Below are 23,314 nucleotides of genomic sequence, written 5' to 3'. Positions count from 1 at the left end.
CGCGGACGGCCTGGCGAAAGTCTTCTGGTCGGTGCGCTGCCCGACCCAGGTGGCTCCCGAGTACGAGGGCGGCGCTACGACGTCCGTCCTTCGCGGGACCTTCCTTACGCCGGCACCGTCGCGGCGGCAGTCGGTTCGGCCTTCGAGAGGGCCTCGGCTGCCTCGCGGTCGGGCGCGAGCGGGTCGGTCACCGTGCCGGTCTCTTCATCGAGCAGCCCCTGCGCCAGCCTGGTCACCTCTGCGGGGACCGGCGGCGCCAGGTCGGCCACGGCGCGGAGACCGGACAGGACGTCGTCGGGTCGTACGGCAGGCGTCACGTGCCGAACAACCAGCCGCAGTATCGCACAGGGCTGGTCGGTCGGCCTATCAGCCGTTTCACTCTGTGTTTCAAGTTGTACGACGGCGGGGCGGGCGTCGAAGGTGCGGACGCCGTTCTTGGTGGTGCGCCGGACCTCGACGGACTCGGCGGCGTTGAACGCCGCGACGGCGTTCTCGGCCTCCGTGGGGTCCTGGCCGGCCAGTCGCAGCTCCCATACGGAGGCGGTGAGCCGGTCGGCCAGTCCGGACGTGTGCGCCTCGACCGCGTCGACGATGTCGAGCCCGGTGGGCAGGGACTCGTCGAGGAGGGCGCGCAGCCGCTCCGGGTCGCGGTGTGCGGCGAGCGCGATCTCCAGGTACTCGGCCTCGCTGCCCGTGCCGGTGGGTGCGGCATTGGCGTACGACACCTTCGGGTGCGGTGTGAACCCCGCCGAGTACGCCATCGGCACCTCGGCGCGGCGCAGCGCACGCTCGAAGGCGCGCTGGAAGTCACGGTGGCTGGTGAACCGGAGGCGGCCGCGCTTGGTGTAGCGCAGTCGGATGCGCTGCACCGCGGGTGCGGGCGGCGGGCCTTCGGGCTGTCGCTTGCCCAGTGTCGTCAGTCCTTCGTGGGTCTGGTGCGTTCTTGTGCGAGGGCCGTACCGCTGTGGGCCGTACGGCTGTGTACTGCTATCCACCAAGAGTACGTGTGTCGCGGCCCCGGGGTTCCCGGCGGTCCACGGGCACGGGCGGCCGCGGCCCGCCGAAGAGGGCGCGGCGGAGGTCGGCGCGGGCCTGGCGGACGGCACGGCCGATCGCGCGTGCGGCCTGGGCAACCGGGTGGAGGACGAGGTCGCGGACGACGTGTCCGACCGGGGTGAGGACGGTCCGGTACACCCACCGTGCGGGCTCCAGGAAGATCCACCGGAAGAGGGTGCCGAGCACCCGTCCGACGGTACGTGCGACGTACCCGGCGGCCCGCCAGGCGTGGCCCACGGCCTCCCCGGTCTCCCTGAGGACTATGCCGAGGACGCGGCCGGCCGGGGCGAGGATCCAGCGCCACAGGGCGAGGGCGGGCAGGACGAGGAGCACGTGCGCGGTCCGGTGCAGGGCGGTGCCGAGGATGCCGAACGCCCAGATCACGGCTTTCGCGACGAGGGTGAGGAGCCGTACGACCGCATGGCCGATCGGGGTGAGCACGCGCGCGTAGAACCACACGAGCGCATGGCCTGCCGGGGGGAGCACCTGCGCGCAGAGCCGTCGGAGGGCGTGGCCGAGGGGGGTGAGCAGGTAGCGGTACAGCCAGATCAGGGGTACGACGAGGAGCGCGTGGAGAATCCGTCCGATCGCGCGTCCCACCGGGGCGAGGACGTAGCGCCACAGGAACCGTGCGGCCGCGGTGAACGCGTCCCAGAGCAGGCGTACCGGCAGCACGACCAGGAAGACGAAGATCCGCACGGGGATCCTGACCGCGACGACCAGGCATCCCTCGGGGTGCTGCGGCTCGGGTGGTGGCGGCCACTGGGGCCGTTTCTGCATGTTCATGGTCACAGAGACGCTCTCACGGGCCGTGCGGATGCGGTCGGGCCCCCTTGATCACCGATCGGCGGCGAGACGGTAACGGTTGACCCGCACACGCCAATCTGATTGGAACCGGCCAGGTCGGCTTGATTTGCTGTGCGCACAATCACGCCTTGATCCCCGGGGGGACGAGTAATGAACTGGTACGTGGACGTACTGAAGAAGTACGTGGTGTTCAGCGGACGCGCGCGTCGGCAGGAATACTGGATGTTCACGCTGATCAACACGATCATCGCGATCGTGCTCATCGCCGTCGGCGCGGCCATCCACTTCAGCGCCCTCGCCGCGATCTACGACCTCGCGGTCCTGCTGCCCAGCCTGGGTGTCGCGGTCCGCCGGCTGCACGACACCGGCCGCTCCGGCTGGGCGATCCTGGTCGGCATCATCCCGCTGGTCGGCTGGATCTTCGTGCTCGTCTGGCTCGCCTCCGACGGCAAGCCCGAGGAGAACCAGTACGGCGCCAACCCGAAGTACGCGGCCGCCGTCTGACCCGCCGACACGCCGAAGGCCCGCCGGAACCGTCCGGCGGGCCTTCGCCGCTTTCCGCTACCCGCCGGAGGACGAACTCCTGTTGCGTTCGCTCTGCAGGTGCAGCACCAGGAAGAGGACGCACAGCATGTCGTCGGGAAGGGCGTGCAGACCCTCGGGCAGGACGACGCGGCGGGGCCGCCCGCCCAGCAGGTCGTACTCGACGCAGAGCGGGCCGACTCCGCGCACCCGGCGGCTGAGCCTCGGGTGGTCGATCGGGTACGGCCCGATCCGCCGCGGGATCCCGGACCAGGCGGCGCAGTCGACGTCCCAGGTCCCGTACGTCCTGGGAACGCTGCCGAGGCGGCCGTAGCCGATCTCGACGTCGCCGATCCGGCGCAGCCGGCTGCCGAGCAGGTCGTACTCCAGCGGATGCGGCCCGAGCGCTCGGGGCCGGCCGCCCCACCGGCCGTAGCCGAGTTCGACCTCCCCGATGCTGCGGAGCCGGCCGCCCAGCAGGTCGTACCGCAGTTCCAGTTCCATGTCCGCCAGCTCCCCCGCTGTCCGCCGGTCTTCGGCTGCACACCCGTGTTCGGTTTTCCTGATTGTGCGACCGGTTCGGTACGGCTTCCATGGCGGTGGTGTCACGGTTTCGTCGGCGCCCGGAACACCCGTCCGCGGCGTGTCGGGCCATGGCCGCCCGCCCTTGCGGACCGCCCATGTTCCCTGCGGCCGCCCGGCACGCCCTCACCCGTCAGGGGTGGTCCCCTCCGGCGGGTGGTTCAGGTGGCGGAGCCGTCGCCGTCCCCGCCGGGGCGCCCGCCGTCCCCGCGGCGCGGAAGGACGCCGGCCGCGGCGAGGGTGTCGTACAGCCGCTGCTGTTCCGGGTCGAGGCCGGAGTACAGCAGGTCGTACGCCTCCTCCTCGCCGCGCACCGTCTCGACCGGGTCCCAGTCGTCGCCGAGGGCCGCCATGACATGGGCGCGGCGGGTCAGCTCGTGACCGGTGAGGTCGACGGAGAACTCGACCGGCTCGGCGGGACGGGAGGCATCTTTGTCGGACATATAACCGAATTTAGGTAGGCCTTCCGGGTGCCGACAAGGGGCCGTGGGACACATCACAGCAGGTCGGGGCAGGCGGCCACGGCCGGCTCAGGAGGGCGGTTCGGTCCCGGCCTGCTCGCTCACCAGGTACCGCGCGTACCAGTCCGGCCAGTCCGGGTCCTCGCGACCGGTGCGGGCCTCGTGCTCGCCGTGCGCCGCCTCGGCCCGGCGCAGGGCGCTCGCCAGGTCGTCGGCCGAGGAGAACGCGGTGGCCTCGGGGTCGAGCCGGCCGGGGAGCCGGGTGGTGACCTCCTGGAGGAGCCAGCCGTTGCCGTCCGGGTCGCTGAACGACAGGAAGGAGCCGTAGCTGCCGTCGGGGCCGGCCACCCGGGCGTCGGTGCCCGCGTGGTGGAAGACGCCGCCGGCGTCGTGGAACACGTCGCTCGGGTGTGCACCGTTGCGGGCCAGTTCGTCGTGGGCGGTCTTGATGTCGTCGACGACCAGGTGCAGGCCCCGGGCCGAACCCGGCGCCTGGTCGGTGACCGAGGAGCCGAAGATGACCGACGCCGGGGAGCCCGGCGGGGTGACCTGCACCACCCGGAAGTCCCCGTCGCCGGCGACGTCCGCGTCGAGCCGCCAGCCCAGCGTGGTGTAGAAGTCCTTGGCCCGGTCGACGTCGGCCACCGGGACCACGACGACCTCCAGTTTCATGTCCATGGCTTGCGTCTCCCCTCTCGTAGGGGCTTGGGGGATGCCGGCGAGGCGGGCGGTCAGTGCGCGAGCAGCTGCTGACCGCCGTCGATGTCGTAAGTGGCGCCGGTGAGGGCGTCGTTGACCATGATGTGCAGGGCGAGCGCGGCGACGTCCGCCGGGCCGACCACCCGGCCGATGGGCAGCGTTCTGCGCAACTCCTCGCGCCGCGCCTCCAGATGGTCGCCGAGGAGGGCCGCGGACAGCGGTGTGTCCACGAACCCGGCCGCGATGAGGTTGACCCTGACCGGGGCGACCTCCAGCGCCAGGTTGGCGGTGAGCGCCGGCAGCGCCGCGGTGACCGCGCCCACCACGGCCATCCCGGGCGCGGGCCGCCGGCCGCCGGTGCCGCCGATGAACAGCAGGGTCCCCCCGGGCCTGACCTTCTCCCGGGCCGCCCGCGCCACCGCCAGCAGCATCGCCATCCGCCCGCCGAAGTCCCGGGCGGCGTCGGCCGGATCGAGTTCGCCGAACGGGGTGTACGACGGGCTGCCCGCCGTCACCAGCACGTGGTCGACCCGTCCGGGCAGGTCCCCGAGGAAGCGCTCCAGGTGTGCGGTGTCCTGGGCGTCGAGCACGGCCGTGCTCAGCGGGTGCAGTTCGTCCGCGGCCCGCCGCAGGCGCTCGGCGTTGCGGGCCGCCAGCACCAGGTCGCCGCCGGCCGCCCGCACCTGCCGCGCCGTCTCCAGACCGATGCCGGCGCTGCCGCCCACCACGACGACCGTCTGCCCGGCCAGTTCTCCGTGCGCTCCGCTCGACCCGTCGGCCATGTCCGCCTCCACGTCCGCCGGCGCCGCCCGTCTCGCGGGCGCCGCCGGGCCTTCACCGGAAGTCCCCGCCGCCACCGCCCCCCTCGCCGTCCTCGCCGTCCATGAGGCCGACGAACTCGTCGGTGGTGAGCACGGCGTGGGCGTACAGGGGCGCGTTCAGATCGAACGTCGCTGTCATCTCCTCCCAGCTGAAGGAGCCGATGGCGTCGCGGACGAGGGTCACGTGGTAGCCGAGCTCCTGCGCGAAGCGTGCGGTGGTGTCGACGCAGGTGTTGGCCCGCATGCCGATGAGCAGGATCTTGCGGATCCCGTGCTGCTTGAGCATGAGGTCGAGGTCGGTGTTGGCGAAACCGCTGGAGGCCCAGTGCTGCCCGATGACGATCTCGTCCTCACGCGGCCGGAAGTCGGGGTGCCACTCGCCTCCCCAGCTCCCCTCGGCGAACGCCTGGTTGGCCACGAGGCGCTGCTGGGACGGCGACAGGTGGTCCCAGGTGCGGTAGTCGCCCGGTGTCGTCCGGTGGTGCGGCACGATGAAGACGCGGCACCCGCGGCCACGCGCCGCAGCCAGAACGGTCCGCATGTGGTCGAGCAGGCCGACCCGCTCCGCCACTTCTCTCCCCCGGGGCCACAGCTTTCCGCCCTCGGACAGGAAGTCGTTGTACGGGTCGACGATCAGCAGAGCGGTTTCCCGCGGGGAGTACCGCGCTTCAGAAGTCATGGAGAGTTCCCTCTGGCCGGCCACCCGGCTCCGGAACCTCAGTCTGTCACCCACCCGGCGGAACGGCATCCGGGCCCACCTGCCTGGGCGGCTTCACTGTTGGCGGCGGGTTCAGGCTCGTGTCGAGCCGTTCGTTCCGCCGAGCAGCGTCCGCACGTCGTCGCCGAACCCTGTCGTGTCGGTCAGGCCGAAGGCGACGCGCTGGAGCAGGCAGCCGTGCAGCAGTCCCATCACCACCCGCGCACCGTGCTCCGGTTCCACGCTGGGCGGGACGGATCCGGCCGCCCGGCCGCGGCGCAGGGCCTCGGTGATGCTGTGCAGTACGCCCTGGAAGCCCTCTACGGCGCGGGCGCGGACGGCATCGTTGCGCAACAGTTCCGACCAGCTCTGCACGGCGCAGCGCAGCAGTTCGTCGACCGGCACTTGACGCCCGGCGGAGTCGGTGACGGTGTCGGCGTTCAGCGCGTCGAGCGATGCGGCCAGGAGGTCGGCCACGGATGCGTGGTCGGTGCTTGCGGCCAGCCTTTCCACGGGTTCGAAGACGAGCCGGAAGGCGTCCGAGGCGATGGCGAGGATGATCTCCTCCTTGGACGCGAAGTACCGGTACGGCGCCCCGGCGGAGACGCCGGCCTCTGCGGCGATGTCAGGCATCGAGGTCTGATGGAAGCCGTCTCGCGAGAAGCAGCGGCGCGCCGCCGCCACGATCTCCGCGCGCTTGGCCTCCCGTCGCTCAGGGGTGATGCGCGGCATGGTCGGCCCTTCAACGTGAGTGATCGTTCATCTTGACGGCTGCACTCGCCGAGGTCCACCCTAAACGTGAATGGTCATTCACGGAAGAGAGGATCTCTCATGAGCGCGCATCTGACCATCGGCACCTACGTCTACGAACACACCGAGGCACTGTTCGACGGCCGCGTCGTCGTGGACGGCGTGGACGCCACCTTCGAGACGGCGCCGCTGGTCTCGGACATCTTCCGCGGCATGTGCGAAGGCCGGTACGACGTGGCGGAGTTCGGCCTGACCTACTTCCTGCGCACCTTCGACCTCGACGACGCGCCTTTCACGGCACTGCCGATCTTCCCGAACCGCAACTTCCGGCACTCCGCCGTCTACGTGAACACCGCGGCCGGGATCGGCAAACCGCAGGACCTGGCCGGCCGGACGATCGGCGAGTTCGCGCTCTACGGTCACGACGCCGGGGTCTGGCCCAAGGGCATCCTGTCGGACGAGTACGGCGTGACCCCCGACCAGTGCCGGTGGGTCATCGGCGGCACCGACCACCCCATCCCCGCGTTCGACTGGATCCCGCAACCGGTTCCGGCCGGCGTGGACGTGCGGCACGCACCGGACGGCCGGCCCCTGGGCGCCATGCTCGAAGCCGGCGAGATCGACGCGCTCATCTCGGTCGACGTCCCCCAGGCCCTGCTGAACGGCTCGCCGAGCATCGCCCGGCTCTTCCCCGACCACGAGACCGTGGAGCGCGACTACTACCGGCGCACCGGGATCTTCCCGCCGATGCACGTCGTCGCCGTCCGCAGGGACCTGACGCACCGGACCGACCTGCTCCAGGCCGTCTACCGGGCCTTCGGCGAGGCCAAGGACCTCGCCGAGCGCAAGTACCGCGAGGACGCCGCGAAGCAGCACATGAGTCTCGTGACCCCCTGGTTCAGCAAGCTGTTCGAGGACAACCGGCGTCTGCTGGGCGAGGACTGGTGGCCCTACGGCGTCGCCGCCAACCGCAGGGCCGTCGACACATTCCTGCGCTACCACCACGAGCAGGGCCTCTCCCGGCGGCTGCTCACCAGCGAGGACATCTTCGTCCCCGAGTTCCTCGGTACCTGAGAGCGCGAGCGGCGCCTCAGTGCACGTGCTCACTCGAAGCCGGCGTCGCCCCCGCGTTCTTGACCGTCAGCGGCAGCAGTTTCTTGCCCGTCGGGCCGATCTGGATGGAGGTGTCCATCTGCGGGCAGACTCCGCAGTCGAAGCAGGGGGTCCAGCGGCAGTCCTCGACCTCTGTCTCGTCGAGGGCGTCCTGCCAGTCCTCCCAGAGCCAGTCCTTGTCCAGGCCCGAGTCGAGGTGGTCCCAGGGGAGGACCTCCTCGTAGGTGCGCTCGCGGGTGGTGTACCAGTCGACGTCGACGCCGAAGGGGGCGAGGGCCTTGTCGGCGCAGGCCATCCAGCGGTCGTAGGAGAAGTGCTCGCGCCAGCCGTCGAAGCGGCCGCCGTCCTCGTAGACGGCGCGGATGACGGCGCCGATGCGGCGGTCGCCGCGGGAGAGGAGGCCCTCGACGATGCCGGGCTTGCCGTCGTGGTAGCGGAAGCCGATCGAGCGGCCGTACTTCTTGTCGCCGCGGATCTTGTCGCGGAGCTTCTCCAGGCGCGCGTCCGTCTCCTCGGCGGAGAGCTGCGGGGCCCACTGGAAGGGGGTGTGGGGCTTGGGGACGAAGCCGCCGATGGACACCGTGCAGCGGATGTCGTTGGAGCGGGAGACCTCGCGGCCCTTGGCGATGACCTTGGTCGCCATGTCGGCGATCTGGAGGACGTCGTCGTCGGTCTCGGTGGGCAGGCCGCACATGAAGTAGAGCTTCACCTGGCGCCAGCCGTTGCCGTAGGCCGTCGAGACGGTGCGGATCAGGTCGTCCTCGGAGACCATCTTGTTGATGACCTTGCGGATGCGTTCCGAGCCGCCTTCGGGGGCGAAGGTGAGGCCGGAGCGGCGGCCGTTGCGGGTCAGTTCGTTGGCCAGGTCGATGTTGAAGGCGTCGACGCGGGTGGAGGGGAGGGACAGGCCGATCTTGTCCTCCTCGTAGCGGTCGGCCAGGCCCTTGGCGATGTCGCCGATCTCCGAGTGGTCGGCGCTCGACAACGAGAGCAGCCCGACCTCCTCGAAACCGGTGGCCTTGAGGCCCTTGTCGACCATCTCGCCGATGCCCGTGATCGACCGCTCCCGCACCGGGCGGGTGATCATGCCGGCCTGGCAGAAGCGGCAGCCGCGCGTGCAGCCGCGGAAGATCTCGACGGACATGCGCTCGTGGACGGTCTCGGCGAGCGGGACGAGGGGCTGCTTGGGGTACGGCCACTCGTCCAGGTCCATGACGGTGTGCTTGGAGACGCGCCACGGAACGCCCGACCGGTTGGGGACCACGCGGGCGATCCGGCCGTCGGGGAGGTACTCGACGTCGTAGAACGCCGGGATGTAGACGGAGCCGGTCCGGGCCAGGCGGAGGAGGACCTCCTCACGGCCGCCGGGGCGGCCCTCCGCCTTCCACTCGCGGATGATCTTCGTCATGTCGAGGACGGCCTGCTCGCCGTCGCCGATGATCGCCGCGTCGATGAAGTCCGCGATCGGTTCCGGGTTGAAGGCGGCGTGGCCGCCGGCCAGCACGATCGGGTCGTCGATCGTACGGTTCCTCGACTCCAGGGGAATGCCCGCGAGGTCGAGGGCGGTGAGCATGTTCGTGTAGCCGAGCTCGGTGGAGAAGGACAGGCCGAACACGTCGAAGGCCTTGACCGGGCGGTGGCTGTCGACCGTGAACTGGGGGACGCCGTGCTCCCGCATCAGCGCTTCCAGGTCCGGCCACACGCTGTAGGTGCGCTCGGCGAGGACGCCCTCCTGCTCGTTGAGAACCTCGTAGAGGATCATGACGCCCTGGTTGGGCAGGCCGACCTCGTACGCGTCCGGGTACATGAGCGCCCAGCGGACGTCGCAGGCCTCCCACGGCTTGACCGTGGAGTTGAGCTCTCCGCCGACGTACTGGATCGGCTTCTGCACGTGCGGGAGCAGAGCTTCGAGCTGCGGGAACACAGACTCGGCGACCTGAGCGGCGGCTTCGGCAGGCATCTCGCGGACCTTTGTGTGGTGGCTGGGGGCGCCCCCCGACCGGTGGCCGGGAAGGGTGACCATCAAGCCTAACCCGGTCGGCGGACTCCCCCGTACGCGCGGATCACACCGGCGCCCCGGCCTTGATGTCCTCCCAGGCCCCGGGGGCCTCCGCCTCCACCGCCGCCGCCCGCTGTTCCTCGCGGCCGTACAGCAGCCCGTACGTGAACGCGCTCTCCCCGGCCGCGTGGGCCACCGCGGACAGCTCGCGCAGGGTCTCGCGGGCCATGACGCTGTCCTGGTGTTCGCCGAGCATGCCCTGCAGGGACTTCATGGACCTGACCATGGTCTTGGCCGGCTTGCCGAGGGCGGGGCGGGCGGCCTCGGCGGCGTAGCGGGTGCGTTTGGCCTTCTTGCGGGCCTCGTGCAGGCCGAGGTCGCGGTCGTGGCCGGGGGGCTCGGCCATGGCCGTCTCGATCAGGTCGGTGACCTTGGCGAAGTCCTTGTGGACGGCTTTGGCGAGGACTCGCTCGGGGTCCTTGGCGGCCGCCTTCAGCAGGGGCGGGTCGGCGGCCAGGGCGTCCAGGGTGTCGAGGAGCGCCAGGTAGCGGGCCGAGTCGAGAACGCCGAGGAGCCGGCTGCGGGAGCCGCGTTCGCTCGCCTCGGCCCAGTGGTGGATGCGGTCGTGGACGGGGCCGTGGACGAGGGTGGGGGGTACGTCGGCGAGGGCCGACATCAGGCGTTCGGCGAGGACCTCCTGGTCGCGGCCGAGGCCCAGTTCGCCGGCCAGCCATTTCAGCTCGTCGGCGATCGGGTCGGTGACCCGGCGGTCGAGGACCTTGCCGAAGGTGCGGAAGGTGCTGCGCAGCCGGCGGGTGGCGACCCGCATGTCGTGCACGCCTTCCTCGGTGTCCAGGCGGACGGCGGGGTCGAGCTCGACGATCGCGTCGCGCTGGGCGCGGACGTAGGCCATGACGTGGTCGCCCGCCGTGACGGGTGCGGCGGGGCCGGTCTTCGGCGGGCGCGGTTTGCCGCCCTTCGTCTCGGCCAGGGCGCGGGCGAGTTTGGACGCGGACGTGGAGGGGCGTACGCCCGCCTTGCCCAACCGTTTCTCCACCTTGTCGAGGAAGGCGGGGTCGCCGCCGTCGGCGAGTTCCACCTCGATCTCGGTCCACTGGGCCCGGCCGTCGCCGCCGAAGAGCCGGTCGGCCCGGACGCGGTCGACGCTCACCTCGGCGAGCAGGGCGCCGTCGGCGTCGACGAGGTGCTCGACGTCGCGGGTGGTGCGCAGCCGGATCACCGGGACCAGCTGGCCCTCGCGGACCCGGGAGCGGGCGAGGGCGGCGAGTTCGCCGGGGAGGGTGTCGGAGAGGGGGGCGTGGATCTCGTCCCGGACGCCGGGGGCGACGGGGAGTTTGAGGTGCCAGCCGGCGTCGCTGCCTCCGCTGCGGCGGCGCAGGGTGACCTTGGCCGAGGCCAGGCGCAGGTCGGAGGTGTCGTGGTAGGTCGCGTCGAGGTCGGCGGTGCCCTTGTCCACGACGTTCGCCACTCCTGCGACGCCGGTCAGATCGGGCAGACCGCTGTCTTCGGATTCGTACTTGCGCTCGATTTCACGCTTCGTATCCGCCATGAGTTGAATCTAGTGGTCGGGCCGCCGCGGAGGCAGAGGCCAAAGCGGGTAAATCACAGGAAGACTGAATTGGTACGGGAGGTGAACAGATCGGTTGATGTGTTCACCTCCCCGAGTCCCCCGGGCGGAGCAGGCTATGCGGACATGGGCCGCTGCGCCCTGATCGACTGCAGCAGCCCCACCGCCACCCACACCGCGAACATCGACGAACCGCCGTAGGACACGAACGGCAGGGGCAGGCCGGTGACCGGCATGATGCCGAGGGTCATGCCGATGTTCTCGAAGGCCTGGAACGCGAACCACGCAACGATCCCCGCCGCGACGATCGTGCCGTACAGCTCGGTCGCCTCGCGGGCGATACGGCAGGCGCGCCACAGGATGACCCCGAGGAGCACGATGATCAGGCCTGCGCCGACGAAGCCCAGCTCCTCCCCCGCGACCGTGAAGACGAAGTCTGTCTGCTGCTCGGGGACGAACTGGCCGGTGGTCTGCGAGCCGTGGAACAGGCCGGCGCCGGTCAGGCCGCCGGAGCCGATGGCGATGCGGGCCTGGTTGGTGTTGTAGCCGACGCCGGCCGGGTCGAGGCTCGGGTTGGCGAAGGCGGCGAAGCGGGCGATCTGGTACTCGTCCAGGATGTGCAGCTGCCAGATGACGACGCAGCCGGTCACGCCGGCGGCGAGCAGGCCGAAGACCCAGCGGTTGGAGGCGCCGGAGGCGAGCAGCACGCCGAGGATGATGGTCACCATGACCAGGACCGTGCCGAGGTCGGGCATGAGCAGCACGATCAGGATCGGGACCGCGGCCAGGCCCAGGGACTGCAGGACGGTGCGGTGGTCGGGGTACTTCTTGTCACCGGCGTCCACCCGCGCCGCCAGTATCATCGCCATGCCCAGAATGATCGTGATCTTCACGAACTCGGCGGGCTGCAGCGAGAAACCGCCGCCGAAGACGATCCAGTTGCGGCTGCCGTTGATGGTGGCGCCCAGCGGGGTGAGCACCGCGAGGATGCCCAGCAGGGAGAGGCCGTAGAGGATCGGCACGGCGTTGCGCAGCTGGCGGTGGCCGACCCAGATGGTGCCGATCATCAGGGCGAGCCCGATGCCGGTGTTCATCAGGTGCCGGACCAGGAAGTAGTACGGGTCGCCCTGGTTGATCTCGGTGCGGTTGCGGGTCGCCGAGTAGACCAGCACCGAGCCGAGCAGGGACAGGGCGACCGCCGCCAGCAGCATCGGCCAGTCCAGGCGGCGGGTCAGCGAGTCCCGGGCGAAGATCCGGGTCCAGCCGGCCCGGGCCGGGCCGTACCCGGAGACGGAGAAGCTGTTGACGCCGGTCATGTGAGCATCCTCCGGCTTCCGCGCCTGCGGGCTCGTCTGCGGGTGTCGCGGTTGCCCGCGGACGGTGAGGCCGTGGTGCCGGCCGGGGTCTGCCCGTTGCCGGTGTTCTTGTCGCCCTGCTGGGAGTAGACCTGGAAGTCCTTCGCCGGGTCCTTGGAGACCTTCGGGGACTCGATCGTGCCGTCCGTGCGGACCTTCGGCAGGCCCTTCTGCGGGGTGTAGAGCAGCGCCTTGTTCTTGTCGATGGAGCCGTCGGCGGAGACGCCGTACAGCGCGCTGTAGATGTTGCGGACCGCCTCACCGGAGGCACCGGAACCGGTACCGGCCTGGGAGATGGTCATGATGACCGTGTAGTCCTTGCTGTAGGTGGCCAGCCACGACGTGGTCTGCTTGCCGTAGACCTCGGCGGTACCGGTCTTGCCGTGCAGGGCGATCTTGTCCTGCGGCCAGCCGCCGAACTTCCAGGCCGCCGTACCGCGGGTGATGACGCCCGCGAAGGCCTCGTCCATGCCCTTGAGGGTGGCCTGGGTGACCGGCAGCTTGCGGACCACCTTGGGCTTGATCTCCTGGACGGTCCTGCCGTCGGCGCTGATGATCGCCTTGCCGATGGTCGGCTGGTACTCGGTGCCGCCGTTGGCCACGGCGCCGTAGATCATCGCCTCCTGTATCGGCGTGACGAGGGTGTCGCCCTGGCCGATGGAGTAGTTGATCTCGTCGCCCTCGCGCATCTTGTTGCCTTCGAGGCAGTTCTCGTACTCAATCTTCTCGACGTAGGTGCCGTCCTTCTTGCCGGACTTGCACCAGGCGTCCTTGTTGGCCTTCCAGTAGTCGATCTTCCACTGGCGGTCGGGGACGCGGCCGGTGACCTCGTTGGGCAGGTCGATGCCGGTCTCCTTGCCGAGGCCGAACTGGTGGGCGGTCTTGAAGAAGTAGTCCTTCGGCTCGCCCGGCTTCGGGTTGATGCCGCCGTCCTTCTTCCACTCGCGGTCGGCGAGGCCGTAGAAGACTGTGTCGCAGGAGACCTCCAGGGCGCGGCCCAGGGAGATGTCGCCGAAGTTCTCGCCCTCGAAGTTCTTGAAGACCTGGCCGCCCACCGAGTAGGAGCTGGTGCAGGGGTAGCCGCCGTCCCAGGCGTAGCCGGCGTTGACCGCGGCGGCGGTGGAGACCACCTTGAACGTCGAACCGGGTGCCGCCTGACCCTGTATGGCCCGGTTCAGCAGCGGGTAGTCGGAGTCCTTGCCGGTGAGGGCCTTGTAGTCCTTCGCGGAGATGCCGCCGACCCACACGTTCGGGTCGTAGGTCGGGGCGGAGGCCATGGCGACGATCCGGCCGGTCTTGGCCTCCATGACGACGACGGCGCCGGAGTCGGCCTTGTAGTTCTCGTGGGTGATGCTGTCGTACTGCTGGCGGGCGGCCTTCATCGCCTTGTCCAGCTCGTTCTCGGCGACCCGCTGGACGCGGGAGTCGATGCTGGTGACCAGGTTGGAACCGGGCTCGGCGGCGTCGGACTTGGCCTTGCCGATGACGCGGCCGAGGTTGTCGACCTCGTAGCGGGTGACGCCCGCCTTGCCGCGCAACTCCTTGTCGTACTCGCGCTCCAGGCCCGACCGGCCGACCTGGTCGGAGCGCAGGTACGGGGAGGAGGTGTCCTTGGCCTGCTCGATCTCGTCGTCGGTGACCGGGGAGAGGTAGCCGAGGACCTGGGCGGTGTTGGACTTGCCGGGGCCCGCGTAGCGGCGGACCGCCTCGGGCTCGGCGGTGATGCCGGGGAAGTCCTCGGAGCGCTCGCGGATCTGCAGGGCCTGCTTGGCGGTGGCCTTGTCGGTGATCGGGATCGGCTGGTACGGCGAGCCGTTCCAGCAGGGCTGGGGGGTCTTGGCGTCGCAGAGGCGGACCTTCTGCATGACCTCCTCGGGCTTCATCCCGAGGACGCCGGCGAGCTTGGTCAGGACGGCCTTGCCGTCGTCCTTCTGCTTGAGCAGGTCGGTGCGGGAGGCGGAGACGACCAGGCGGGTCTCGTTGTCCGCGAGGGGGACTCCGCGGGCGTCCAGGATGGAGCCGCGCACGGCGGGCTCGACGACCTGCTGGACGTGGTTGCCGGAGGCCTCCTTCTGGTACTCGGCGCCCTCGCGGATCTGCAGGTACCACAGGCGGCCGCCGAGGGTGCCGAGCAGGGAGAGGACGAGGATCTGGATGACGACGAGACGGATCTGGACGCGTGGGGTCCGACCGGTCTCGGGAATGTTGGTCACTGGGCTGTCTCCCCCTCTCCCGGCACAAATGCGCGTGCGCGTACGAATGATGAACGATCTACCTGTGAGGCCGCGTTCCGCCGTCGTGCACCCGTTCGGGTGAACTCACCCCCGTTCACAGGCGCTTGACCCCCTTGATGCGGCCGACGCGGACCGTGCGGGTACGGGCCTTGGCCTTGAGGCCGCCGAGGCCGCCGCGCTGGCCGCCGATGCGCATGCCGGTGCCGGACGAGATCCAGCCCGCGGAGATGTCGCCCGCCTTGGAGCCGGAGTTGGCCTCGGTGAGCGGGTCGTGGTCGGCGCGGCGGGCCAGAGCCATGACGCCGGGGACCACGAACGGGGCGAGCAGCAGGTCGTAGAGGGCGGCCGTGATCAGCAGGCTGGTCATGCCGACGTGCCGCGCGGCGGTGTCGCCGACGAGGGCGCCGACGCCGGCGTACAGCAGGGTGGAGCCGACGGCGGCGGCGACCACGACGAGCATCGGGCCGGTGGCGGACTTCAGGCGGCCGTTCTCCGGCTTGATGAGGCCGGCGAAGTAGCCGACGACGCAGAGCACCAGGGCGTAGCGGCCGGCCGCGTGGTCGGCGGGCGGGGCGAGGTCGGCGAGGAGTCCGGCGCCGAAGCCGACGAGGGCGCCGCCCACATGGCCGTAGACCATGGCGAGGCCGAGGACGGTGAGCAGCATGAGGTCGGGGACGGCGCCGGGCAGGTGCAGGCGGGCGAGGACGCTCACCTGGATCACCAGCGCGACGACGACCAGGGCGGCGGAGAGCAGGATCCGGTTGACGCGCATGGGGGATTCAGCTCCTACTGCTGCTGGCCGGTGGTGTCGGACGCGTTGGTGCTCGCGTCCGCGGAGGGGGTGACCGTGACGGTCACCGTCGGGGTGGGGGTCGGCTTCGGCTTGGCCGGGAGCACCTCGTCGCGGGGGTCCTTCTTCGGTGCCTGGACGACCACGCCGACGATGTCGAGCTTGGTGAAGGACACGAACGGCGTGACGTACAGGGTGCGGGTCAGGCCGCCGTTGGACGGGTCGACGCGGGTGACGGTGCCGACCGGGACGCCGGGCACGAACGGCTTGTCGCCCTGGGAGCCGAAGGTGACGAGCCGGTCGCCCTTCTTCACCTCGGCCTTGCTGTCGAGGAGTTCGACGCGCAGCGGGCGGTCGCCCTGTCCGGAGGCGAAGCCGAGTTCGTCGCTGCCCTCCATGCGGGTGCCGACGGTGAAGTCGGGGTCGTTGGCGAGCAGCACGGTGGAGGCGTCCGGGCCGACGGTGGTCACGCGGCCGACCAGGCCGTTGCCGTTGAGGACGGTCATGTCCCGCTTGATGCCGTCGTTGTAGCCGACGTCGATGGTGACGGTCCAGGAGAAGCCCTGCGCCGACCCTATGGCGATGACCTGGGCGCCCTTGATGCCGTACTGGCCCTCGGCGGCGACGTTCAGCATCTTCTCGAGCTGGGTGAGGCGGCTGCGGTTGCGGTCGTCGCTGCCGAGCTTCGCCTTGAGGGCCGCGTTCTGCTTCTCCAACCGGGCCAGCCGGTCGTGGCGTTCGCCGGAGTCACGGACGGCGGAGACGGCGTTTCCGACCGGGTCCACCACCGTCGACATGCCGTTCTCGATCGGGCCGAAGACCGCGGCCGCGGCCTGCCGGGCGCCGTCTACCGGGGAGTTCCTGCCACCTCGGATGTCCACCGTGATCAGCGCGAACGCGATGGCGATCAGCAGCACCAGGAGCAGCCGGCTCTCTTTCGTGTCCCTCACGTGCGGCGGCCGTGCCTTCCTCAATAGGAACTTGCGGAGCTTGATTACGGGAGTTCGTGAAGCATGTGGGGGGCGGAGGTCTACAGGGGGGAGGCTTGTGTGCGTGTGTGTGTGGGGGGGGGAACACGCTCGGTGTGAGCCTATGCCTCGATATCAACGATCCGCCGCACGAGAGGGGGTCGTCTCGTACGGCGGAATCGAAGAGTTACGTCATCTGCGCGGCTGGGCGTCAAGGACCTGCTGGAGCGCCTCGAACTCCTCGACGCACTTGCCGGAGCCGAGCGCCACGCTGTCCAGCGGGTCCTCGGCGATGTGGATCGGCATGCCGGTCTCCCGGCGCAGCCGCTCGTCCAGACCGCGCAGCAGGGCTCCGCCGCCGGTCAGAACGATTCCCCTGTCCATGATGTCGCCGGACAGCTCCGGCGGGCACTTGTCGAGCGTGGTCTTGACGGCGTCCACGATCGCGTTGACCGGCTCCTCGATCGCCTTGCGGACCTCGGCGGCGGAGATGACCACGGTCTTGGGCAGGCCGGAGACTAGGTCCCGGCCGCGGATCTCGGTGTGCTCGTCGGAGTCGAGTTCGTACGCCGAACCGATCGTGATCTTGATCTGTTCGGCCGTCCGCTCACCGAGGAGGAGCGAGTACTCCTTCTTGATGTGCTGGATGATCGCGTTGTCCAGCTCGTCGCCCGCGACGCGGATGGACTGGGCGGTGACGATGCCGCCGAGCGAGATGACCGCGACCTCCGTGGTGCCGCCGCCGATGTCCACCACCATGTTGCCGGTGGCCTCGTGGACCGGCAGGCCGGAGCCGATGGCGGCGGCCATGGGCTCCTCGATGATGTGCACCTGGCGGGCACCGGCCTGCGACGACGCCTCGATGACCGCACGGCGCTCGACACCGGTGATGCCGGAGGGCACGCACACGACCACACGCGGCCGGGCGAGGTACCGCCGCTTGTGGATCTTGAGGATGAAGTAGCGGAGCATCCGCTCGGTGATCTCGAAGTCGGCGATGACGCCGTCCTTCAGCGGACGCACGGCGACGATGTTGCCGGGCGTGCGCCCGATCATCTTCTTCGCCTCCGCGCCGACCGCAAGAATTCCACCGGTGTTCGTATTGATCGCGACAACGGACGGCTCGTTGAGTACGATCCCGCGACCCCTGACGTACACCAGCGTGTTGGCGGTCCCGAGGTCGACAGCCATGTCACGGCCGATGAACGACATTGAGTTCCCCATCAGGATTCGTCTGGCCTTCCTGGGAGCTTTTGAGGGCACTTCAGGTCGGCGAAGTGGGTGCTGTGACGTGAAGGCTTCCATCGTAGACGCGCCTGCACGAACACTGCGCGAGGGTCTTCGCCATTGTCAGCACGTGTACGGGCGCCTCGCTTGTGGAGACGGTCCGACGGGGCCACTCGTTCCCCCGATCGGCACGCATATGCCGAGGGACGGCCGAAATCGTTCGGCCGCCCCAGGTCACGCCGCCCACACGGCTGACGCCTCGTCAAGAACTTCCACGAAAACTCCGTACGGGCCCTTGTACGGGCCCGTGACGGCTACGCACGGCCGGGGAAGAAGATCTTGACCTCGCGTTCGGCGGACTCCTCCGAGTCGGAGGCGTGGATCAGGTTCTCGCGGACGATGACGCCGAAGTCACCGCGGATGGAGCCGGGCGCGGCCGCGATCGGGTCGGTGGGGCCGGCCAGGGCGCGGATGCCCTCGATGACCCGCTCGCCCTCGACGATCAGGGCGACGGACGGGCCGGAGGACATGAACTCCACCAGCGGCTCGTAGAACGGCTTGCCGACGTGCTCGCCGTAGTGCTGCTCCAGCGTGGCGCGCTCCAGGGTGCGCAGCTCCAGCGCGGTGATCTGCCAGCCGGCCTTGCGCTCGATACGGCTGATGATCTCGCCGGTCAGGCCCCGACGGACGGCGTCGGGCTTGAGCAGGACGAGGGTGCGCTGAGTCACGGGAGGGCTCCTTCGGTACTGGCCGGGTGCGGTGAGGAGAGGCTACAGGGCCGGTCTGAGCGTCCGTTACACAGTGTGCAGGTCGGTGGGGGCGGCCGCCTTCGGGGGCTGCGCCCCCGGACCCCCGCTTCGGCCTGAACGGCCTCGTCCTCGAACGCCGGACGGGCTGGGGTGTGGCACTGTCCGGCCTTCGTCCTCACACGCCCGAGAGGCGGGTGCGTGGTGCCGACCGGACTTCGTCCCTCCACGCCGACAGGCGGATGTGGTGCCGAACGGACTTCGTCCCCACACCCCGACAGGCGGATGTGGTGCCAACCAGCCTCCGTCCCCACACCCCGACAGGCGGATGTGGTGCCAACCAGCCTCCGTCCCCACACCCCGACAGGCGGATGTGGTGCCGACCGGACTTCGTCCCCACACGCCCGACGGACGGCGACGTCGTCGCAACCAGCTCCCGCCCCCACACCCCGGCAGCCTGGGATGCCGTACCGACCGCCCCCGGCCCTCACACCCCCGACGGGCTGTCCTGGGTGTTCTGGGCCGCGAAGCGGGCCTTTGCCTCGTCGATCTTTCTGCCGTAGTGCACGGAGGCCCACCAGAGACCGGCGAAGATCGCGCCCATGAAGTACATGGTCGGGACGAAGATCCCGGAGGCGATCAGGGCGATCTGCAGGGCCCAGCCGAGGGCGATGCCGGCCGGGCGGGTGAGCACGCCGCACAGGGCCAGGCAGAGGAACATCGCGATGCCGCTGACCAGCCACACCGTGGAGGTGGACAGGTCGGGGTCCTTCATGGCGACGAGGGCGGCGAAGCCGATGACGAAGAACTCGCCGATCAGGGTGGACGAGCAGAGCGTGCGCATGGTCAGCCCCTCCCGAGGAGCAGTCGGGCCTCGCCCACGGTGATGACGGAGCCGGTGACCAGCACGCCGCCGCCCGCGAACTCGCCCTCTTCCTCGGCCAGCGTGATCGCGGCCTCCAGGGCGTCGGGCAGCCGCGGCTCGACCTGGACGCGGTCCTCGCCGAACACCTCGACGGCGACCGCGGCCAGCTCGTCCGCGTCCATCGCGCGGTGGCTGGAGTTCTGGGTGACGACGACCTCGGCGAAGATCGGCTCGAAGGCCTCCAGGAGGCCCCGGACGTTCTTGTCGCCGCTGGCCCCGACCACGCCGATCAGCCGGCTGAAGTCGAAGGCCTCACCGACGGCCTCGGCGGTGGCGCGGGCGCCGGCCGGGTTGTGGGCGGCGTCGAGGACGACGGTGGGAGAGCGTCGTACGACTTCGAGACGGCCGGGGGACGAGACGGCCGCGAAGGCCTTGCGGACGGTGTCGATGTCGAGGGGCTCGGGGCGCTGGGAGCCGACCCCGAAGAACGCCTCCACCGCGGCGAGCGCGACGGCCGCGTTGTGGGCCTGGTAGGGGCCGTGCAGGGGCAGGTAGACCTCGTCGTACTCGCCGCCGAGGCCGCGCAGGGTGAGCAGCTGGCCGCCGACGGCGACCTGGCGGGCGACGACGCCGAACTCGAGGCCCTCGCGGGCCACGGTGGCGTCGACCTCCACGGCCTTCTTCAGCAGGACCTGCGCCGCGTCGACGGGCTGCTGGGCCAGGATGACCGTCGCGTCCTGCTTGATGATGCCGGCCTTCTCGCCGGCGATCTCGGCGGTGGTGCCGCCCAGCCGGTCGGTGTGGTCGAGGTCGATCGGGGTGACGACGGCGACGTCCCCGTCGATGACGTTCGTGGCGTCCCAGGAGCCGCCCATGCCGACCTCGACGACGGCGACGTCCACGGGGGCGTCCCCGAAGGCCGCGTACGCCATGCCGGTGAGCACCTCGAAGAAGGAGAGCCGGTACTCCTGCTGCGCGTCGACCATCTCGACGTAGGGCTTGATGTCGTTGTACGTCTCGATGAACCGCTCGGCGGAGATCGGGGCCCCGTCGAGGCTGATGCGCTCGGTGATCGACTGCACGTGCGGGCTGGTGTAGCGGCCGGTACGGAGTTCGAAGGCGCCGAGCAGGGCCTCGACCATGCGGGCGGTGGAGGTCTTGCCGTTGGTGCCGGTGATGTGGATCGAGGGGTACGACCGCTGCGGCTCGCCCAGCACGTCCATGAGGGCGGCGATCCTGGTGACCGACGGCTCCAGCTTGGTCTCGCCCCAGCGGGTGGCGAGCTCCGCCTCCACCTCGCGCAGGGCCCGGTCGACCTCGGGGTCCTCGGGGCGGCCCGGGACGTCGCCCTGCTGCGGGCCGCCCCGGGTGCGCAGGGTCCGGCTGCCGGCCTCGATCACCGCGAGATCGGGGTCGCGGTCCGTCTCGGCCGCGACGATGTCGTCGAAGCCGTCCTCGAAGGCGTCCTCGAAGTCGCCGTCGAAGCTCTCATGGGGGTCGCGCGGGGGCAGATCACTCACGGCACCAGTCTACGGAGCCCTGCGGACGCGTGGACGCGTCGGGCGCCGGGAGTGCCTGCTCGCACCAGATCGTCTTGCCGGCGGCGGTCTGCCTGGTGCCCCACCGCCGGGTGAGCTGGGCCACCAGCAGCAGGCCACGGCCGCCCTCGTCGGAGACCCGGGCCCGCCGCAGGTGCGGGGCGGTGCTGCTGCCGTCGGAGACCTCGCAGATCAGCGTCCTGGTGTCGCGGATGAGCCGCAGCTGGATCGGCGGGGCGCCGTAGCGGACGGCGTTCGTGACGAGTTCGCTGACCACCAGTTCGGTGGTGAACGACAGTTCGTCCAGCTTCCAGGCGGCGAGCTGGTCGGTGGTCAGGGTCCGGGCCCTGGCGACGTGCTCGGGGTCCGCGAGGATCTCCCAGGCGGCCACGTGGTCGGCGGGCAGGGCGCGGGTGCGGGCGAGCAGCAGGGTGACGTCGTCGGCGGGTTCGCCGATGCGCAGCGCGGCCACCACCCGGTCGCAGGCCGCTTCCAGCGACTCCCCCTTCCGGGCGGACGCGAGGAGCGCGCGGCGCAGCCGGTCGAGGCCGTGGCCGAGGTCGAGGTCGCGGGAGTGCACCAGGCCGTTGCTGAACAGGGCGAGGGTGGCGCCCTCGGTGAGGTCCAGGTCGGTGGTCTCGAACGGCAGCCCGCCGAGCCCGAGCGGCGGGCCGGGCCGGCCGGGGGCCGCCTCCACCTCCCCCTGGGGGGTGATCACGAAGGGCAGCGGATGGCCCGCGCTGGCCAGGGAGCAGTGCCGCGAGACCGGGTCGTACACGGCGTACAGGCAGGTCGAGCCCAGCTCGCCGGCCTGTTCCCCGGCGCCGTCGTCGAGGTGCAGGACCAGGTCGTCGAGATGGGTGAGCAGTTCGTCGGGGGGCAGGTCGACGTCCGCGAGGGTGCGCACCGCCGTGCGCAGCCGGCCCATGGTGGCGGAGGCCTCGATGCCGTGGCCGACGACGTCCCCGACGACCAGGGCGATCCGGGTGCCCGACAGCGGGATCACGTCGAGCCAGTCGCCGCCGACGCCGGCCCGGGTACCGGTGGGCAGGTAGCGGTAGGCGAAGTCGACGCTCGGGCAGTCGGGCATGACGTGCGGGAGCAGGCTGCGCTGGAGCGCCAGCGCGGTCTCGCGCTCCCTGGTGTAGCGGCGCGCGTTGTCGATGGCGGTCGCGGACTTCGCGGCGAGTTCCTCCGCGTCGGACAGGTCGTCCTCCTCGAACGGCGGGGAGTCCCGGGTGCGCCAGAAGACGATCACCCCCATCAGGACGCCCTGGGCCGACAGCGGCACGGTGATCAGCGAGCGCATGCCGTAGTCGAGGAGCTTTTCGGTGCGCCGCGCGTCGGGGAACGTCGCCCTGCGGGTGACCCTCAGGTCGGCTATGAGGGCCGCGGCGGTGGCGGTGTGGCGGGTGGCACCGGGCGGCGGGTCCACGGCGATCAGGGCGCCGGCGGGGTCCAGCGGGGAGTCGTCGCGGACGCCGCCCCGGGCGACGCGCCGCAGGACGGTCTCGGTGGCCGTCGGCTCCCCGCCGTGCAGCACGGACTCCTCCAGGTCGACGGTGACGAAGTCGGCGAAGCGGGGGACGGCCACCCGCACCAGTTCGTCGGCGGTCCGCCCCACGTCCAGGGTGTTGCCGAGGGCGGTACCGGCGTCGTAGAGCAGCCGCAGCCGCCGGTGGCTCTTCTCCAGCGAGCCCGCCATGGTGTTGAAGGCCGTCTCCAGCTGCCCGATCTCCCGGCGTCCGGAGAGCGGCACCCGGGCGCCCAGGTCCCCGGCGGCGAGCCGGGTCGCGAAGCGGGCCATCCTGCGCACCGGCCAGACGATCACCCGGGAGACGTAGGCGCCGTAGGCGACGATCAGGAGGACCGCGGCGCCGACGCCGACGGACGCGGTGATCGTCAGCATGCGCATCCGGGCCTCCAGGGCGTTCTCGCGCCGGCTGATCGCGGCGCGCTCGTCGTGGAGGTAGCGGGAGAACTGGGCCCGGAGCGCGTCGAGCCGCTGCTTGCCCTCCAGCGTCCGCGCGGTGCTGCTCGCGTCGGGGTCGCCGCGCCGGGCCTCGGCCACCAGCGGGACGGAGTAGTCGTCGACGAAGGACTGGCCGGACCGCTGGATCCGCCGGGCGAGCTGCCGCTGGGCGGGGGACGTGCTGAGGTCCACGAGCCGCTGGGCCTGTGCGGGGAACGCGGCCCGGGCGGCTTGCCAGGGCTTGAGGAACTCGTCCTGCCGGGTGATGACGTAGCTGCGCTGGCCGCCCTCCATGTCGAGGACGGTCCCCTGGACCACCCCCATCTGGTCCAGGGCCGGCCGGCCGCTCCTCGCGGAGAGCAGGGAGTGCTGGGCGTCCTGGATCGCGAGCACCAGCATCAGGAAGACGAGGCCGATGAGCACGGCGAGCAGGCCGCCCGCGCCGGCCGTCAGGGGAACCAGTCCCCTGTGCGGGGGCGTTCTCGTCCGGCCCCTGTGCTGCATATGGGCGTTCCCTCCGCCGC

At 70.8% G+C, this 23,314-nt stretch carries 21 protein-coding genes; 2 read left to right on the top strand and 19 right to left on the bottom strand.

Features of this window, described 5'->3' with window-relative positions; genetic code table 11:
- Positions 1-104: 104 nt before the first annotated feature.
- Together JF597_RS11355 and JF597_RS11350 are read right to left on the bottom strand one after the other, a co-directional pair.
- Positions 105-869: a TIGR03936 family radical SAM-associated protein gene (locus JF597_RS11355; RefSeq protein ID WP_293992540.1), complete on the bottom strand. Its 765-nt coding sequence runs from the start codon at positions 867-869 to the stop codon at positions 105-107.
- Positions 870-987: 118 nt separating this feature from the next.
- Entirely contained in the window at positions 988-1,842 is an 855-nt protein-coding gene (locus JF597_RS11350) for a hypothetical protein (protein ID WP_293992538.1), read from the bottom strand.
- 171 nt (positions 1,843-2,013) lie between these two features.
- On the opposite strand from JF597_RS11350, the gene JF597_RS11345 reads away from it, so the two are divergent.
- Positions 2,014-2,367, top strand: coding sequence for a DUF805 domain-containing protein (locus JF597_RS11345; protein WP_293992536.1), 354 nt, complete (start codon positions 2,014-2,016; stop codon positions 2,365-2,367).
- A gap of 57 nt (positions 2,368-2,424) precedes the next feature.
- Here the strand turns inward: JF597_RS11345 and JF597_RS11340 are convergent, their stop codons facing one another.
- The 6 genes from JF597_RS11340 to JF597_RS11315 all read right to left on the bottom strand — a co-directional run bounded on the left by JF597_RS11340 (position 2,425) and on the right by JF597_RS11315 (position 6,377).
- On the bottom strand, positions 2,425-2,889 hold the full coding sequence (locus tag JF597_RS11340; RefSeq protein WP_293992534.1) for a hypothetical protein: 465 nt from the start codon (positions 2,887-2,889) through the stop codon (positions 2,425-2,427).
- 239 nt (positions 2,890-3,128) lie between these two features.
- Complete coding sequence (locus tag JF597_RS11335) at positions 3,129-3,410, bottom strand: DUF6400 family protein (RefSeq protein WP_293992532.1); 282 nt, start codon at positions 3,408-3,410, stop codon at positions 3,129-3,131.
- 87 nt (positions 3,411-3,497) lie between these two features.
- Positions 3,498-4,106 (bottom strand): VOC family protein, encoded by a 609-nt coding sequence (locus JF597_RS11330; protein WP_366916393.1) that lies wholly within the window; start codon positions 4,104-4,106, stop codon positions 3,498-3,500.
- A 53-nt stretch (positions 4,107-4,159) separates the two neighbouring features.
- On the bottom strand, positions 4,160-4,909 hold the full coding sequence (locus JF597_RS11325; RefSeq protein ID WP_293992529.1) for an SDR family oxidoreductase: 750 nt from the start codon (positions 4,907-4,909) through the stop codon (positions 4,160-4,162).
- 52 nt (positions 4,910-4,961) lie between these two features.
- Positions 4,962-5,627 (bottom strand): isochorismatase family cysteine hydrolase, encoded by a 666-nt coding sequence (locus JF597_RS11320; protein ID WP_293992526.1) that lies wholly within the window; start codon positions 5,625-5,627, stop codon positions 4,962-4,964.
- Between the two features lie 111 nt (positions 5,628-5,738).
- Positions 5,739-6,377, bottom strand: coding sequence for a TetR/AcrR family transcriptional regulator (locus JF597_RS11315; RefSeq protein WP_293992523.1), 639 nt, complete (start codon positions 6,375-6,377; stop codon positions 5,739-5,741).
- Positions 6,378-6,476: 99 nt separating this feature from the next.
- Between JF597_RS11315 and JF597_RS11310 the strand changes: the two genes are divergently transcribed.
- Complete coding sequence (locus tag JF597_RS11310) at positions 6,477-7,469, top strand: 4,5-dihydroxyphthalate decarboxylase (RefSeq protein WP_293992520.1); 993 nt, start codon at positions 6,477-6,479, stop codon at positions 7,467-7,469.
- A 16-nt stretch (positions 7,470-7,485) separates the two neighbouring features.
- Here the strand turns inward: JF597_RS11310 and JF597_RS11305 are convergent, their stop codons facing one another.
- The 11 genes from JF597_RS11305 to JF597_RS11255 form a co-directional block, all read right to left on the bottom strand.
- Positions 7,486-9,468 carry a TIGR03960 family B12-binding radical SAM protein gene (locus JF597_RS11305; RefSeq protein WP_293992517.1) on the bottom strand — a complete coding sequence of 661 codons (1,983 nt, stop codon included), beginning with the start codon at positions 9,466-9,468 and terminating at the stop codon, positions 7,486-7,488.
- A gap of 103 nt (positions 9,469-9,571) precedes the next feature.
- Complete coding sequence (locus tag JF597_RS11300; RefSeq protein ID WP_293992515.1) at positions 9,572-11,077, bottom strand: CYTH and CHAD domain-containing protein; 1,506 nt, start codon at positions 11,075-11,077, stop codon at positions 9,572-9,574.
- Positions 11,078-11,211: 134 nt separating this feature from the next.
- Positions 11,212-12,411: a rod shape-determining protein RodA gene (rodA, locus tag JF597_RS11295; RefSeq protein ID WP_293992512.1), complete on the bottom strand. Its 1,200-nt coding sequence runs from the start codon at positions 12,409-12,411 to the stop codon at positions 11,212-11,214.
- Positions 12,408-14,663: a penicillin-binding protein 2 gene (mrdA, locus tag JF597_RS11290; protein WP_293992510.1), complete on the bottom strand. Its 2,256-nt coding sequence runs from the start codon at positions 14,661-14,663 to the stop codon at positions 12,408-12,410. Before mrdA ends, rodA begins: the two co-directional genes overlap by 4 nt.
- 115 nt (positions 14,664-14,778) lie before the next feature.
- A complete protein-coding gene (gene mreD / locus JF597_RS11285; protein ID WP_293992507.1) occupies positions 14,779-15,456 on the bottom strand; it encodes a rod shape-determining protein MreD in 678 nt (225 codons plus the stop codon).
- 14 nt (positions 15,457-15,470) lie between these two features.
- Positions 15,471-16,424, bottom strand: a complete 954-nt coding sequence (mreC, locus tag JF597_RS11280) for a rod shape-determining protein MreC (protein ID WP_293992505.1) — start codon at positions 16,422-16,424, stop codon at positions 15,471-15,473.
- 210 nt (positions 16,425-16,634) lie between these two features.
- Positions 16,635-17,654: a rod shape-determining protein gene (locus tag JF597_RS11275; protein ID WP_046734341.1), complete on the bottom strand. Its 1,020-nt coding sequence runs from the start codon at positions 17,652-17,654 to the stop codon at positions 16,635-16,637.
- Between the two features lie 329 nt (positions 17,655-17,983).
- Positions 17,984-18,397 carry a nucleoside-diphosphate kinase gene (gene ndk, locus JF597_RS11270; RefSeq protein WP_293992497.1) on the bottom strand — a complete coding sequence of 138 codons (414 nt, stop codon included), beginning with the start codon at positions 18,395-18,397 and terminating at the stop codon, positions 17,984-17,986.
- A 505-nt stretch (positions 18,398-18,902) separates the two neighbouring features.
- A complete protein-coding gene (locus JF597_RS11265; protein ID WP_293992494.1) occupies positions 18,903-19,259 on the bottom strand; it encodes a DUF4233 domain-containing protein in 357 nt (118 codons plus the stop codon).
- Positions 19,260-19,261: 2 nt separating this feature from the next.
- Positions 19,262-20,800, bottom strand: coding sequence for a folylpolyglutamate synthase/dihydrofolate synthase family protein (locus JF597_RS11260; protein WP_293992492.1), 1,539 nt, complete (start codon positions 20,798-20,800; stop codon positions 19,262-19,264).
- A complete protein-coding gene (locus tag JF597_RS11255; protein ID WP_293992489.1) occupies positions 20,793-23,294 on the bottom strand; it encodes a SpoIIE family protein phosphatase in 2,502 nt (833 codons plus the stop codon). The genes JF597_RS11260 and JF597_RS11255 overlap by 8 nt, the downstream gene beginning before the upstream one ends.
- Between the last annotated feature and the right edge of the window lie 20 nt (positions 23,295-23,314).

Origin of the sequence: Streptomyces sp. (assembly GCF_019510245.1) — a bacterium.
In the GTDB taxonomy this organism is placed as follows: domain Bacteria; phylum Actinomycetota; class Actinomycetes; order Streptomycetales; family Streptomycetaceae; genus Streptomyces.
This window is presented reverse-complemented; position numbering and strand designations above follow the sequence as displayed.

Bases quoted from the DNA above. Each gene is read 5' to 3' on its own strand.
- JF597_RS11275 (WP_046734341.1), bottom strand. From the start codon at position 17,654: ATGTCGTTCATCGGCCGTGACATGGCTGTCGACCTCGGGACCGCCAAC.
- JF597_RS11350 (WP_293992538.1), bottom strand. From the start codon at position 1,842: ATGAACATGCAGAAACGGCCCCAGTGGCCGCCACCACCCGAGCCGCAG.
- JF597_RS11335 (WP_293992532.1), bottom strand. From the start codon at position 3,410: ATGTCCGACAAAGATGCCTCCCGTCCCGCCGAGCCGGTCGAGTTCTCC.
- JF597_RS11305 (WP_293992517.1), bottom strand. From the start codon at position 9,468: ATGCCTGCCGAAGCCGCCGCTCAGGTCGCCGAGTCTGTGTTCCCGCAG.
- JF597_RS11300 (WP_293992515.1), bottom strand. From the start codon at position 11,077: ATGGCGGATACGAAGCGTGAAATCGAGCGCAAGTACGAATCCGAAGAC.
- JF597_RS11255 (WP_293992489.1), bottom strand. From the start codon at position 23,294: ATGCAGCACAGGGGCCGGACGAGAACGCCCCCGCACAGGGGACTGGTT.
- JF597_RS11265 (WP_293992494.1), bottom strand. From the start codon at position 19,259: ATGCGCACGCTCTGCTCGTCCACCCTGATCGGCGAGTTCTTCGTCATC.
- JF597_RS11345 (WP_293992536.1), top strand. From the start codon at position 2,014: ATGAACTGGTACGTGGACGTACTGAAGAAGTACGTGGTGTTCAGCGGA.
- JF597_RS11340 (WP_293992534.1), bottom strand. From the start codon at position 2,889: ATGGAACTGGAACTGCGGTACGACCTGCTGGGCGGCCGGCTCCGCAGC.
- JF597_RS11330 (WP_366916393.1), bottom strand. From the start codon at position 4,106: ATGGACATGAAACTGGAGGTCGTCGTGGTCCCGGTGGCCGACGTCGAC.
- JF597_RS11325 (WP_293992529.1), bottom strand. From the start codon at position 4,909: ATGGCCGACGGGTCGAGCGGAGCGCACGGAGAACTGGCCGGGCAGACG.
- rodA (WP_293992512.1), bottom strand. From the start codon at position 12,411: ATGACCGGCGTCAACAGCTTCTCCGTCTCCGGGTACGGCCCGGCCCGG.
- JF597_RS11310 (WP_293992520.1), top strand. From the start codon at position 6,477: ATGAGCGCGCATCTGACCATCGGCACCTACGTCTACGAACACACCGAG.
- JF597_RS11320 (WP_293992526.1), bottom strand. From the start codon at position 5,627: ATGACTTCTGAAGCGCGGTACTCCCCGCGGGAAACCGCTCTGCTGATC.
- mreD (WP_293992507.1), bottom strand. From the start codon at position 15,456: ATGCGCGTCAACCGGATCCTGCTCTCCGCCGCCCTGGTCGTCGTCGCG.
- JF597_RS11315 (WP_293992523.1), bottom strand. From the start codon at position 6,377: ATGCCGCGCATCACCCCTGAGCGACGGGAGGCCAAGCGCGCGGAGATC.